Annotated in this window: 10 protein-coding genes; 6 read left to right on the top strand and 4 right to left on the bottom strand. The window is 41.8% G+C overall.

Going from position 1 to position 12,738, the window contains the following annotated elements:
- Positions 1–136 precede the first annotated feature (136 nt).
- Positions 137–1,576, top strand: coding sequence for a methyl-accepting chemotaxis protein (locus tag A9267_RS14280; RefSeq protein ID WP_065109650.1), 1,440 nt, complete (start codon positions 137–139; stop codon positions 1,574–1,576).
- A 144-nt stretch (positions 1,577–1,720) separates the two neighbouring features.
- Here A9267_RS14280 and A9267_RS14275 read toward each other — a convergent pair whose 3' ends face one another.
- Together A9267_RS14275 and pmbA are read right to left on the bottom strand one after the other, a co-directional pair.
- Entirely contained in the window at positions 1,721–3,088 is a 1,368-nt protein-coding gene (locus A9267_RS14275) for a hypothetical protein (RefSeq protein ID WP_065109649.1), read from the bottom strand.
- Between the two features lie 209 nt (positions 3,089–3,297).
- Positions 3,298–4,641, bottom strand: a complete 1,344-nt coding sequence (gene pmbA / locus A9267_RS14270; protein ID WP_055022892.1) for a metalloprotease PmbA — start codon at positions 4,639–4,641, stop codon at positions 3,298–3,300.
- A 247-nt stretch (positions 4,642–4,888) separates the two neighbouring features.
- Here pmbA and yjgA point away from each other — a divergent pair, with 247 nt between their 5' ends.
- From yjgA to A9267_RS14245, 5 genes are all read left to right on the top strand, one after another.
- Positions 4,889–5,428, top strand: coding sequence for a ribosome biogenesis factor YjgA (yjgA, locus tag A9267_RS14265; protein WP_065109648.1), 540 nt, complete (start codon positions 4,889–4,891; stop codon positions 5,426–5,428).
- A 25-nt stretch (positions 5,429–5,453) separates the two neighbouring features.
- Positions 5,454–7,970 carry an Ig-like domain-containing protein gene (locus A9267_RS14260; protein ID WP_065109647.1) on the top strand — a complete coding sequence of 839 codons (2,517 nt, stop codon included), beginning with the start codon at positions 5,454–5,456 and terminating at the stop codon, positions 7,968–7,970.
- 234 nt (positions 7,971–8,204) lie between these two features.
- Positions 8,205–8,606 (top strand): hypothetical protein, encoded by a 402-nt coding sequence (locus A9267_RS14255; RefSeq protein ID WP_055022895.1) that lies wholly within the window; start codon positions 8,205–8,207, stop codon positions 8,604–8,606.
- Positions 8,607–8,802: 196 nt separating this feature from the next.
- On the top strand, positions 8,803–9,678 hold the full coding sequence (locus A9267_RS14250; RefSeq protein WP_443018801.1) for a LysR substrate-binding domain-containing protein: 876 nt from the start codon (positions 8,803–8,805) through the stop codon (positions 9,676–9,678).
- 128 nt (positions 9,679–9,806) lie between these two features.
- Positions 9,807–10,301: a hypothetical protein gene (locus A9267_RS14245; protein WP_055022897.1), complete on the top strand. Its 495-nt coding sequence runs from the start codon at positions 9,807–9,809 to the stop codon at positions 10,299–10,301.
- A gap of 103 nt (positions 10,302–10,404) precedes the next feature.
- On the opposite strand, the gene A9267_RS14240 is transcribed toward A9267_RS14245, so the two are convergent.
- Both A9267_RS14240 and A9267_RS14235 read right to left on the bottom strand, forming a co-directional pair.
- The gene (locus tag A9267_RS14240) at positions 10,405–11,544 is read right to left on the bottom strand and encodes an ABC transporter permease (protein WP_065109644.1); all 1,140 of its coding nucleotides are present in this window, start codon (positions 11,542–11,544) and stop codon (positions 10,405–10,407) included.
- Positions 11,541–12,716 carry an ABC transporter permease gene (locus A9267_RS14235; protein ID WP_065109643.1) on the bottom strand — a complete coding sequence of 392 codons (1,176 nt, stop codon included), beginning with the start codon at positions 12,714–12,716 and terminating at the stop codon, positions 11,541–11,543. The genes A9267_RS14240 and A9267_RS14235 overlap by 4 nt, the downstream gene beginning before the upstream one ends.
- Between the last annotated feature and the right edge of the window lie 22 nt (positions 12,717–12,738).

Below are 12,738 nucleotides of genomic sequence, written 5' to 3'. Positions count from 1 at the left end.
CTCCAGCGTTTGTTGAGTCAATGTTCCCTATGTAGCATAACCGATAAAAAAGCGCTTTTTTTGTGAAAAAACCATATCAAATCGACGCCACCTGCTCTAGAATCCAATTAATTTCTTCTATTCAAGTGCTGATTTTATGAAACAAGTTGAATTTCGTAATATTGATAAACTGTTTATCAAAATGTCTATTAACGACAAGTTCTGGGCAATTTTCGGGTTATTCTTAGTAATATTGAGCTTTGTCTCAATTAATACCTACCTTGACCGTATCGATCAGATAGAACAACAATCAATGGCAATGTTAACTGAAAAGGTCAACACCACAGTTAATACGCTTATCGCCACTGACCAACTCGAACAAGCTGCTACCACAGGCTTATCAGTATCGACTTATCATCAGCAAAGCGAACGTAATGGCAACAACATTACCGCAGTAATGCAATCAAATGGACAATACTTCTCGCTTAACCAGTCTGTATATCAACTAGAAGCAGATGCCAAACAAGCGGCACTTTATAGCTTATTGCTCACGTATTTATGGGTACTGCCTTTTGCATTAGTGATTTATTGGAATGCGACCTTTATTGGCGGCGCACTTTTCGTGCTGTGGGATACCACTAAAAAAATTGGCAATGGTGATTTAACGTCTCGCTTGGGCTTCCACCCAGGTCGTGATGAGTTCGGCACCATAGGTTGCGCATTAGATAAAGCGATGGACACATTAACCGAACTGGTTGTGACGGTTAAGCAAAGCGCAGATACCTTGCACCATACCTCGTCTTCATTTGCCGATGAAACACAGCAAAGCGCCGAGCAAATAGATCAACAATATGTCTCTTTAGACTCTGTTGCGACTGCGATGGAAGAAATGACGGCATCGTCGTTAGAGGTATCAAACATTGCTAAAAACGCCACGCAGCAAGTTGAGCAAGATTCTGAATACACTAAGCAAAGCTACAATCGTGTAAAAAGAGCAATCGAAGAGATTGAGCAATTATCAACATACATTGAAAAAACCTCAGACTCCGTAGGCAGCTTGAAAGAAAACGCGACCAAAATTAATGAAGTGATTACTACCATTAATGCTATTTCAGAACAAACGAACCTATTGGCATTAAATGCCGCTATTGAAGCAGCTCGAGCGGGTGAAATGGGACGAGGCTTTGCCGTCGTTGCAGACGAAGTCCGTACCTTAGCCAGTCGTACACAATCAGCAACGGTTGAAATCCAAAGCATGATTGAGCAATTGCAATCTGAAACCCTTAACATTGATAGCATTACCCAAGATACAGTTAAGCAAGCACAAAGTAGCAGCGATTTAATTGCCAACATTGGGACAGACGTGAACTCAATTGCCGAGTCTTCTCGTTCGATTATGGACATGAGTTTCCATATTTCTACCTCTTCAGAAGAACAAAGCGCGGTGGCAAACGATATTGCTAAAGAGCTGACAGAAATTCGTGTTAAGTCTAATACCATCAGAGATCTTGCTAACCAGTCATCAAGTGGTGTTGCTGATTTATCTGAAGCATCAGCCAACTTAGGCCGAATTTTAAGTAACTATCAAACAGCCTAAATAGGTTTGATAACGACGCATGCTTTAAAGCTCAAACATCGACAGGCCAGAGCCTTATAACAAAAATGCCGATAGCATCAACTATCGGCATTTTTTATGAAACAGCTTCCATTCGCAGTAATGTTATTGGCACTCTACGAAAGATTACAATTGGTGTAATGTATAGCCAAACTGACTTTGGCTATCTTGGGTAAGTACAAAGCTGTAATTCGTGTCACCATCAAAACTGATTAAATCAGACTGATATAGCAAGGTCTGTGTGCCGTTATCAGATTCATATACGACATTTATTTCATAGTCATCTTGCGGCATAACCAAGCTATCTTGCTCTTCAAAATCGAGGTTTTCAATGGTGTATTGTGCTGACTCAATGGTTTCAGTGCTGCTGACAAAGTACACAATCACATCATCGTAATCTTGAGATAGGTTAGCGACATCAACATTATATTCATAAGCTCTTGGACGAAGGTCATGCTCTATCACCATGCCTTTGACGGTATCATCTCGATACAACAATAAAGTGCGGATGTCGTCTTGGTTAAACGTCACAAGTACATTGTCTAAAATGACTTCGCTAGTCTCCGCATTGGTTACCGTCACACCATAATCATTAAACCCTGTTTGCGAATACTCACTGGTAGTAAATGGCGTAATGTCTTTCAAATAGTGGGACTCTAACTTACTTACGACATCAATATCTAACGTGGTATCTTCTAAACCATTGAACACTCTAAAGTCGGCCGTTGAATCAATATTGGTGTAAGTCACAGGGGTTGATGTTGAATCAACACTGTCCAAAGTGATTTTTAAATCGCCAGAGCCAAAACTATTTCTTAGAACAAACTTATAAACCGTTTCACTGGTTAAGCTCATGCTATCAGTGGTATAAACCACGTTATCAGTGCCCTGCTCTGTCAGGTAAATGATGTATTCATCGGTATTTAGCATCAGCTCTGAGGTATAACCACCGTAGTTGATACTGCCTATCATAGTGGCATCTTGATAACTGTCACTATCAAGCGAGATATAGGCGTCATAAGCGTTATCTTCACTGGTTACATTGGCAACCAATACCTGCATTTTACTGTCGTCACTATCCTCGTCATCATTGATATCATCCATATCACTGCGATCATATTCGATATCTAATAACTCAGGTGAAACATAATCACCGTAAAGCACATATAAGTGATTTGCCTCATTACTCAAACTAATCGTCTGGCTATAAATACTGACAGTATCCTCATATTCATCTAGACCATAGATTTCCATATCAACACTACCCGTATCATATCCGTAACGTGGCATTGCATCACCAAATTCAACGTCTGTGTATTGGTAGTCATCTAAAACTAATGATGTTGCTGTGCTATCCGCTGAGGCATTATAAAATTGTACGTACGCAACAGAATCCGAATCATCATCACTGCTGCCATCAATCGAATCACATGCTGCTAATGAAACACTTCCCAAGCAAACCATCATCAAACCACATACATTTTTGTTAAACATACTCACTCCATTAACTGTTTAATTACATTCTCAGGAGATAGGACAGAGCACGGATGTAATTGACCGTAAAGAAGTGTAAAGAAGATAAAGCCTGCGTAAAGAAGATAAAGCCTGCGTAAATGGCTATTTATTCGGGGAACTCAACTATTTTAAAGATATAAAAAAGCACCGCCTAAGCAGTGCTTTAATGGGTTAAGTCAACAATTGGCTTAACTACCAGCGATTTTCATATCACTTAATAAAATACCGCCAGTGCGAATAGAAGAGCGTAAATCTTGATCTTTCGCGACAGCTTGAATTCCCATAAACATATCTTTTAAATTACCTGCAATGGTAATTTCTTCGACTGGGAATTGAATCTCGCCGTTTTCAACATAAAATCCAGCAGCACCACGTGAATAATCACCTGTGACCATATTCACGCCTTGTCCCATCACTTCCGTCACAATTAACCCTGTGCCCATTTGCTTAATGAGCTCATCAAAGGTTTGGCCTGTATGACTTAATGTCCAGTTATAAATGCCACCAGCGTGACCCGTATTAGTTAAGCCAAGTTTACGTGCAGAATAGCTAGTTAAGAGATACGTTTCTAATTGGCCACGATCAATGATCTGACGCTGTTGTGTCGCCACCCCTTCACTATCATAGTTAGCACTAGCAAGTGCACCAATCAAATGCGGGTTTTCTTCAATACTAAACCATTCAGGAAATAGTTGGGTATGAATTGAGTCTTGTAAAAAGCTTGATTTACGATACAAGCTACTACCACTAATAGCCCCCACTAAATGCCCTATGAGTCCTGTCGCAATTTCTGGAGAAAACAATACAGGCAAGTTTGCCGTAGGGATTTTACGTGCATTTAAGCGATTTAATGTCTTATTTGCAGCCAATAAACCAACCGACTCGGGTGTCATTAACTCATTATATTTACGGGCAATGGTGTAATCGTAATCACGTTGCATATTGCCATCGGCTTCTTCACCAATAACGACACAACTTAAACTATAGCGAGAGCTACAATAACCGTTTAAAAAGCCATGACTATTCCCGTAAACCTTTGCTGCAGTATGAGCGTTAGCAGTTGCGCCGTCAGAATGTTTCACTTGTTCATCAACTGACAAACTGGCTTCTTCGGCACGTATAGCAAGCTGTGCTAACTCATCAGGTGAAATGTCTTGCGGATGGTATAAGTCTAAATCACGAATGGTTTCTGCCATAAGCGCTTTATCAGCAAGACCGCTAAATGGATCAGATGAAGTGTACTTTGCGATATCATCAGCGGCCTTAACGGCGACAGCAATCGCTTCAGGACTTAAATCTGACGTGGATGAACTGCCTTTACAGCCATCACGATAAACCGTAATACCTAGTGCGCCATCTTTATTAAATTCAACCGTTTCAACTTCCTTTTCACGGGTTGAAACCGATAAGCCTTGCTGCTTACTTATCGCCACTTCTGCAGCACTGGTGCCTAATTTTTTAGCATGCTCTAATGCAACAGCAACGGCATCTTTTAGCGCCGCTAATTCAGTATCAATTTTATTGGTAGACACACACTTACTCTTCAGTTTCCATTGTTGGCACTAGCATATCAAATTCAAAACTGTATTGATAACCATCAAAACAAGGATTTAAGCGCACAAATTGCCTTAAATAAACTAACCTTTAGTTATCATGTTGAATTATCACTTAATGAACACAAATAGATTTACGCAAAATTGACGACTTAGCCGTTATTCGGTGGCCGCAATGCCCCTTGAAGTGTTATTATTCACGGATATTTATTAGAGGTTATTTACTATGAAAATTGTTGGCGATTCCGACCACTTCCATCAGCCATATGACAATGACGATGATTACGTCAGCAGAACAGAGTTCAAAAAAGAAAGTGAGGAAGCTCAAGCGCTTGGCATGCGACTTATTGCCCTAAGTAAATCACAGCTAGACAAAGTTGGTTTAGACGAATTTTTATATGATGCTGTACTAAAAACAAAAAGCATCAAACCTAAAACAGAAGCTTACCGTCGTCACCTTCAGTACATCGGTAAACTTATGCGCGGGTTCGATCACGAACCAATTATTACAGCACTTGATAACGTATTGAATAAAAACAACAATGAAACTGCTCAAGTACAAATTATTGAGAAGTTACGTGCTCGTTTACTTGAAAATCCAAATGAGGAAGTAGAAGCGTTATTGGCTGACAACCCTACATTTGAACGTCAAAAGTTACGTCAACTGATTCGCCAAGCAAATAAAGAACTCACTAAGAGTCCTGATGCAGAATCAAAATCTCACAAAGAACTATTCAAATACTTACGCGCTGGTTTAGCAGACTAAATATACTCATACAGGGATGTTGCTGATGCTACTAAAAAAAATAAAATACGCACTACCTTTATCAATCGCTTCACTTGGTTTTCTCATCGGTTGTAATGGCCCTTCAGATGACAATGGTGATAACGGAGGAGAAGACGGCAGTTATAGCATTAGTGTTAGCTACCAAACGGTAGTAAACGGACAATGTGATGCAGCCACCGACTCACTCACTTTTGATATCAACGAAAGTTTTTGTGCAGTAGCCCATTTAACACTCTCTAATAGTGATGTTAGTGGTGCGATTATCAACTTTTCACCTGACTTTGGTGAAGCAAGTGCTGATAGTAAGCTCACTGACAGCGATGGCTTAGCAAGCGTTTTTATTAGTTCAAGTGGCGATGTCGGTGCTGGCAGCCTTTTAGTCAGCCATACACCAACTGATGCAGATAGCGTTACGGCAACCCGTAATTATCAATTCGAAGACACCAATACAGTCCCGACACCTGACACCATTTCTGTGGTTTCTAGCATTACTCAAGCGGGTCAAACGGTAACCAGTTTCAAAATTGATGATGCGGTTATCTTAACGGCCAATGTGCTCGACGGCACTAACCAACCCATCGTCAATCAGCTAGTAACATTCCAAGCAGGTAATGCGAGTTTATCTCCAAACACAGCACTCACATCAGCCGAAGGTGTGGCGACAATAAGCTATACTGCATCGACTGAAGAGCTAGGTGCCTACACCTTAGTAGCCAGTACTGAATTTAATGGTGAAACTGTATCAGGCACCAGTGCATATGAAGTACTTGCCGGTGATGAAGTGATACCTGATGGTACGCTCAAGTTTGGTTATATTGATGACAGTAATACTTTCCACGAAAATCAGTTAGGCTCAACATTAATTGCAGATACTGACGGCGATTACGTTATTGGTGCGGGCGCAAGCTTTGGCGTCATAGCTGATATTATTGTAGAAGCTGATGACGGCAGCTTTGCTCCTTTACAAACCCCAACCAGCATTTCATTCACCTCTGATTGTGTCGCCAGTACTGATGCCAGTATAGACTCTCCTGTGACCACTTCTGCAGGGCGTGCAAGTTCAACATACCAAGATACAAGCTGCAGCGGCAATAGTGTTCGTAGTGAGCAAATTGTGGCTTCAGCGGTTGTTGGTAGCGAAACTTTTAGTGCAACATTTGATTTTTCCTTAGAACGCCAAACGCTTGGTAGCCTAAGCTTTATATCTGCCGAACCTACACAAATTCGTATTAAAGGCGCAGGCGGAACTGGCTCAACAGAAACGTCATTAGTGACATTTTTAATAAGTAGTGCCAGCGGTCAGCCTGCTGCCCAGCAATCTGTTGACTTCAGCTTAGATACCATTGTGGGTGGGCTAAGCTTTTCAAATGGTGAGATTACCAGTGAAGCAACCAGCAATAGTGAGGGGTTAGTTACCGTGACTGTTCAGTCTGGCACTATCCCTACCCCTGTGCGTGTGCTTGCCTCTGCAACCGACAGCGATACGGGTGATGTCATCACAACGCAGTCTGAGCAACTAACCGTGAATACCGGTTTACCTCAGCAATTAGGCTTTAGCATTTCTCCTTCGTTATTTAACCCAGAGGCGGGAAACAATAACGGTGAAGAAGTCACCATAACAGTATTTGCATCAGACAGCTTTGGTAACCCAGCACCTGATGACACTACGGTCAACTTCACAACTGAAGGTGGCCAAATCCAGCCTTCATGCTCAACGGTTAATGGGACTTGTTCTGTGATATGGACATCAGCCGATCCACGACCAGCTGATCATCGTGTAACTGTGCTCGCTTACGCGTTAGGACATGAAACTTTCTTTGATACTAACGGCAATAACATCTTTGATGATGCTGATGGAACAGCCATAGCTAATGCTTGTTTAGATAGCGCAGGTGCTCCTATCGCTTGTACTGGTAATGGCATGGACAGGGAAACCTATCATCAAAGTGGCTTTAGCGATTTAGGTGATGCCTTTAGAGATGATGATGAAGTCGGTGTTTATGTTTCTGGCAAACCGTTTTTCAATGCTGAAGGCAATACCAGTTACTCTGGCCCAGATGGTAAATTCAATGGACCACAATGCGAAGGCAGTCTTTGTGGTGAAGGCCAAGCGAACAAAACTTACATTCGTGCAGCCACTGTACTGACCATGTCAGGTTCAGCCGCTAATATTATCGCTACCGACGTGGATAGAAATCCAGTGACTAATTTAGTCTTGGCACCTGAAGCAATGCAGACAGTATTAGTGGAGCTATATGACAGTGCCAGACAGGTCATGCCAGCAGGATCGACATTAACGGTGACTGCCATAAACGGAACAATCAACTTCGAGGGTTATACCGTTCCTAACACGACGTGTTATAGCTTCGCAGCTAATGATGCAAGCCATGCCTGTGATGAAGTTGCCACTAAGTTTACCTACACAGCTGCTGATGAAGTGGGTCAAGACTCTATTACATTAACAGTGACAACCCCAGGTGGCTTGATTACGAAAACGGACCTAAGTGTCACTGTGCAGTGATATCTGATAATAGGTTAATGGTTTAACAGGGCTAATGCCTTGTGCCATAAGCTAGTGTCATCAAGCTTAACCCGTAAATCACCCACTATCTAGAAGCTCGCCTCGGCGAGCTTCTTATTATTGAAATATCATAAAACTAGGATATACTCTTTCGCAATTGGGAAAACAGGGTTCGTTTTCTTACGGTTTAATACTCAAAATTAAATCTAAAAAACCGCTTAAAAGGATATTTAAATGCGTACTACCGCTATTTTAGCCACACTTGCTGGCTGCGCTTTACTCACTGCATGTGCATCAACTCAACCTATCGTTGCTCAAGAGAAAACTGTTGAATTTGAAGGGCAAACTTTGGTCTTCTCAGGTATCTATGATACTGAAAAAAATAAACTTGAACTGTCAGTTAATGGCGATCCGCTAATGAAAGGTCGCTTTCCACCATACACACCAACTCAAAACCTAAAGAGTAAGTATCGAGATTTAAAAATCGAAGGTAAATGCTATTTTGGTTCGGTATTAGGTGATCAAGGTGGTGCATTTGGTGCCGTTGCTGGAATCATTCAATCTTCAAAATCAAGCACAGGCGACAAGTGCGAAATGCTTGTAAACAACAAGCCTGTTGAAAACCTGTATTTCTAAAACATCACCATAAGCTGTAATAACGAACCCAAACTTTACAATGCATTGTAGGCTAGTTCGGCTGCACTATACTGGTGCGCTGAACTAGACTTATAAGCCCTTAACACACTGAATAAAGGCAGCTAAAGCACTCAAGCGACTTGGCTTGGCAATTGCTTATTTCTTGCTTTCATTATACGAGTCCATCATGTTACCACTGCATACGTCCCTTAGAGGACTACGTTGTTTTTGTATTGCAGCCGAATGCCTTAGCTTTAAAGAAACGGCAAATCAATTATTCCTCACGCCTTCAGCAGTGAGCCATCAAATCAAGCAATTAGAGCAAAACCTGCAGCAACCTCTTTTTATACGCCAAACGCGGGCAATCAAGCTCACAGATGCGGGTAAGCAGTTTTATCAGCAAGTTGCACCTATCATGGTAAAACTTTCAGAAACCGTAAACCAATTCGCACAAACAAATACCACTTTAGAGGTAAGTATTTCGATGCCAGAGTTTTTTGCCAGTGAATTATTTGTCCCTCAACTTATCGGCTGGTCTCAAGAATACCCGCAGATAAATTTAAAATTAGACACAGTAAAAACTAGGGCGGCACAAACTGGGCAAACCGACCTATCAATTGTTCTGTCAGGTTCTAAACAACAAGATCAGCATAGTCATGAATTATTTCCGCTCAAGTACATCCCAGCCTGCAACCCTCACCAATTTCAGCAGTTGCATTCTCAAGGACTATCGGTGATATCTAAAGTCCCATTAATTGTTCATCAAGCAAGACCTCATTCATGGGAACAATGGGCAGAATCAGTTAACTTACCGCATTTTTCGCCAAAACAAGTGATTCAACTGGACAGTATGTTTAGCGTTGCTCGCGCAGCAGAGCAAGGTATTGGCATCGCACTTATCCCAATGCCTATCAGTAAAGCATGGTTTGAAAATGGCAGTTTAGTAGCACTCTTTAATGAAGCCTTAAATAGCCATGATAAATACTACTTACTGCAACACGGGCAAAGTGAAGCAAGAATGGAGGTCCAGCAATTAATAGATTGGACGGTTGCCCGCTTTGGCCAACAATAATCTGACTCACGCGGCTAATAAGTGAAAAAATCTCATCTATCACAATGAATTTTCTCGTTTGTCAGCCAAGCAGATATTCCCTAAATTAGCCACGTAGCAACCCGCTACTACCTATAAAGGAATATACAATGAAAACATTACCTACTCTTATCGCAGCAAGCTTATTACTTGCAAGCTCACCTATGGTTATGGCTGATGCCGCTGAAAATAGTCGTTATAAAATGGTGCTTATTGAAGACACACCTGGCGTAGATGCTATTCAATCAGGCGACTTAATTGAAGGCATTGAGTTAACGAAATCAGCAAAGCACTCAGCCATTGATACCTATACTCGTAACCTCAACTTATGCGTGGGATATACTAAGTTATCTCAATTTGATGTTGCTGAAAAAGCGTGTAGTGATGCAGTTAGAATGGCAGTCAATGAAGAAACATTACCGTCGATGAGAATGCGCGCATATGCCTTCAATAACCGAGGTGTAATGAAAGTGCTGGCAAATGATAATATTGGTGCTTTAGAAGACTTTAGACAAGCCGCAAAAGCGACTAAAGACCCGATTTATAAGCAAAATCTGACTCGTTTAGAGGCTGCACTTAATAGCCTAGAAACGGGGACCTTATAATTTGGAAGATGACCAACAGCGACAGCAAAGCTTTCTCTGTCGACAACCAGTAAATGTGGAACCAATAGGCATTAAGTGGACACTTTAATGCCTATTTTTTTACTTAACCATTCTCCGTTTTCAGCCGTTGCTTCACACCAATAAAAGCCAATAACAGAAATAGCACAAACAGGGTCCACATATGTATCCATAAAGGTAATACACTCGTCCAACCTGCGCCCATTTGACTTAACTCTAACATAGCCATAATAGCTGGTACGGCAGGAATCACTTGGGATAATTGCACCAAAAGATCAGGAATTAATGCGATAGGCCACACAAAGCCAGACACAAATAAAATGGGCATCGACACTAACAGCAAGACTTGTGTCGGTAACTCTCGCCTTACAAATAGACTACTTAGTGCAATGCCACATGCCGCAGTGGATAAAATAAACGGCACCATCAATAAGGCCACCTCAGTTAAAGTCGCTTGCACACTGACATCGTACCAATAAAAGCAATAACCTAGATAAAAGCTCGCAAACAAAGCATAAATGGCGCTAAAAACAATCAGACGTGCACCAATTAATGCCATAGGTGAAACGTGATTCCAATAGCCCTTTTTGCGCCATTGTCCTGCCCCTAAAATCCCCGTACCAATCAATAACGTTTGGTGCAAAATTAGTAAAAACAATCCAGGCACCACATACGGGGTGTAACCTAAACTGGGATTAAATGCAGGGACGCTATTAATATTGACTGAATGTAAACTTTGCTCAGCTTGCTGCGGGTTTTCTCCTCGTGCTAACAACCCCACTAACTGAATTTGCCGACCCGCATCCATGCCTGCACTAATTAATCCTTCAGCAACCGCTGAATAAATTAAAAAATAGCTCGCATCGCCACCGTAACTTAAGGTGGCTCCTTTACCGAGTAATAAATTACGCCTAAACCCTTCTGGAATGACTAATAAACCATGGGCTTTCGACTCTGATATCCATTGCTGTGCAATATCAATACTGCCCACCTGAGCAACGATAGTAATTTTGGGAGAAGCATCTGCATGTCTAAGCAACTGGCGACTTAATGAAGAGTTATCGTGATCAACCACAACCACTTGTTGTTGAGTCGGAACTTGGTTCAGATAAGGGAGAGGATAAAGCACCGAGTAAAACAGCACGCCACCAAACATGGTCACGACTATGGCTTTATCCGCTAAAATGGCTTTTAGCTCTACAAATAGCAGTTGCAACCAGCTCATGACTTGACCCCTACAGCTTCACCTTGTGACGTTGTAGTCAGCGCAATTTGCTTATTCCAAATAACACGATGTAACCCCCAAGCTAACGCTAAAACGATAATAAAGTAGCCATAAGAAATACTTTGCTGCAATACCTGAAGCGCTCCAGCGCCGTAGCTGATAATACTGACATGGGAGTCGATATAATGACTAGAAGGCATAATTAAACGCCACCACTGCGCTAACTCTGGCATATCATTGACAGGAAAAGTGATCCCCATAAATGCAAAAGCTGGGGCGAATAAAGCGGTGCAAAAACTGACGCTTCTTGCTGGTTCACGCATCAATAAAAATACCAAAATAACCAAGGTCCACAATGCTAAAAACATCATTGCTTGCGCTGCTATCAGTAACAATAGATTACCCGCAATCGGTAAACGCAACACGCCGTATAACCACGCTAAGATAAAGCCACCATGCACTAACATTACAGGGGTATAAAACAACACTTTAGCGCCAACATGCCGCCAAAACTTTGCTGGTAATAAATACTGTTCGCCTTGACGAATGAGGCTGTCGTTTAATGAGTTTACAAATACCATCATTGCCAAAAGCTGCAATAAGGCGATTAACACGGGAGGAACCAAAAATCCCACGTAATTGTTGTTACGGTTAAACAAGGCCGTGGTTTGACTGGTGACAGGACTTAAGTTGACCGCAACCGTTGCACGATTAGCACCATTGAGAAGCTGCTTCATACCAGCCACTTCCATGAGTCCAGCGCCTACACTCAGCTGTAACTGACTCGATAATAGTTTCCCGACTAATAAAAACTGACTGTTATAACGAATATCGACGGTGGGACTGCTACCCGTTAACAACTTACGCTTAAACTCATGCGGAAACACAACCACAGCGTAAACTTCTGCTTGAGTCATCGCAGCCTTTGCATCAGCAAACTGAGTATAGGTAATAGGCTTAATTACGGCATTAGCGGCTAAATTACGGGTTAAGGTTCGAGTAAGTTGGCTATTATCTTGATCAACCACAGCCACAGGCAGTTGCCGAGGTAACCCAGCACTGAATAACCACCACAAGCACAAAATACTGATTAGCGGAATATATGTCACCAAAGCCAGTTGCCAGGGTGAACACCATAAGCGTTTCAATTCTTGTTTTAGTAAAACCCGCATCTTCGCACCTTAGTCATAAGAA

Source organism: Shewanella sp. UCD-FRSSP16_17 (assembly GCF_001675935.1).
GTDB lineage: Bacteria > Pseudomonadota > Gammaproteobacteria > Enterobacterales > Shewanellaceae > Shewanella > Shewanella japonica.
The sequence above is the reverse complement of the archived record's forward strand: the minus strand, read 5'-3'. Positions and strand labels throughout refer to the sequence as shown.

Excerpts from the sequence above, each read along its gene's own strand:
- A9267_RS14280 (WP_065109650.1), top strand. The coding sequence starts at position 137 with ATGAAACAAGTTGAATTTCGTAATATTGATAAACTGTTTATCAAAATG.
- A9267_RS14275 (WP_065109649.1), bottom strand. The coding sequence starts at position 3,088 with ATGTTTAACAAAAATGTATGTGGTTTGATGATGGTTTGCTTGGGAAGT.
- yjgA (WP_065109648.1), top strand. The coding sequence starts at position 4,889 with ATGAAAATTGTTGGCGATTCCGACCACTTCCATCAGCCATATGACAAT.
- A9267_RS14260 (WP_065109647.1), top strand. The coding sequence starts at position 5,454 with ATGCTACTAAAAAAAATAAAATACGCACTACCTTTATCAATCGCTTCA.
- A9267_RS14255 (WP_055022895.1), top strand. The coding sequence starts at position 8,205 with ATGCGTACTACCGCTATTTTAGCCACACTTGCTGGCTGCGCTTTACTC.
- A9267_RS14245 (WP_055022897.1), top strand. The coding sequence starts at position 9,807 with ATGAAAACATTACCTACTCTTATCGCAGCAAGCTTATTACTTGCAAGC.
- A9267_RS14240 (WP_065109644.1), bottom strand. The coding sequence starts at position 11,544 with ATGAGCTGGTTGCAACTGCTATTTGTAGAGCTAAAAGCCATTTTAGCG.
- A9267_RS14235 (WP_065109643.1), bottom strand. The coding sequence starts at position 12,716 with ATGCGGGTTTTACTAAAACAAGAATTGAAACGCTTATGGTGTTCACCC.